The following is a 979-nucleotide window of genomic DNA, read 5'->3' on the forward strand; positions in this document are numbered from 1 at the left end:
CCCTGGGATGTGCTGGCGCGCCGAGGAGGACGGGGACTGGTGGGCGCAAGGGTGGCTTGACGACGAGGTTGAGGCCAGCTGGAGCTGGGATTGGTCGAGCTCGGCCTGGAGGGCTCGACCCGAACAGGCTGGAGACGACGAGGCTGAAGACGACGAGGCTGAAGAAGGGCCCCGGACTCTGCGGGTCGACCCGGACCTGGCCGAGGACCCACGGGAGCAGCGGTTCCTGGAGCTCATGGATGCGATCACTCCGGACTTCCAGATCTGGGAAAGGCGCTGGGACTCGTGCCGGCGGAAGTACTATAAGGCGCGCTACGAGGACGCGCCGTTCCAGCCCTGCGAACCCTGCGCTGGCCTGCTCCTGGGCGATCTCGACAACGTCAAGGACTGCGAGAGCCGTGTGGCCCTGAACGTTGCGACGGCCGTGTGCCTCTGCCCAGAGCAACTCGATGAGCAGGAAACGGCAACGTTGCGGGACACCCTGCACACGCACCAGATCGAGCTGCAGATGATCGCCGCGAACGACGACTGGAAGTACGACATCCTGCAGCACTTGCCCAGCCTCGCTGCAACCGTCGAGGCGGCTCTTGCTCAGAGCAAGAAAGTGCTCGTCTCCTGCTGGGCAGGCGTGAACCGCAGTGCGGCGTTGGTTGTCGGCTACATGAACCTCGTTCGGAACGTCCCGTTGCTTGACGCCTTCCGGGAGACAGTTCGACTTCGAGGCGAAATCGTGGTCAACGGCCACTTCCGCTCTCTGCTCGCCCGGGCGGCGTTGAGCAAGGGCGAGACTCCCGGCGAGGAGCAGGAGACGGAGATGGACACCGGGGACTGAGAGAGCGACGGAGTCCGCGCTGACGTCGGAACGCAAGGGCTCGACCCGCGCAAGCCGCTTTTACCGCGCAGGTTTGGATTGGGAGTCGCTGGGAGTCGCGGAAAACAAAAAGCAAAGGTAACAGCAGCGCAGCAACAGCGTCAACTC

At 64.4% G+C, this 979-nt stretch carries 1 protein-coding gene; it reads left to right on the forward strand.

The genetic code is table 11. From position 1 onward, the window contains the following. Positions 1-832 (forward strand): dual specificity protein phosphatase family protein (locus tag GY769_02540; protein ID MCP4200798.1); only part of this gene is annotated, 832 nt, incomplete at its 5' end. Positions 833-979: the final 147 nt, after the last annotated feature.

The sequence above is a fragment of the bacterium genome (assembly GCA_024224155.1).
Classification (GTDB): domain Bacteria; phylum Acidobacteriota; class Thermoanaerobaculia; order Multivoradales; family JAHEKO01; genus CALZIK01.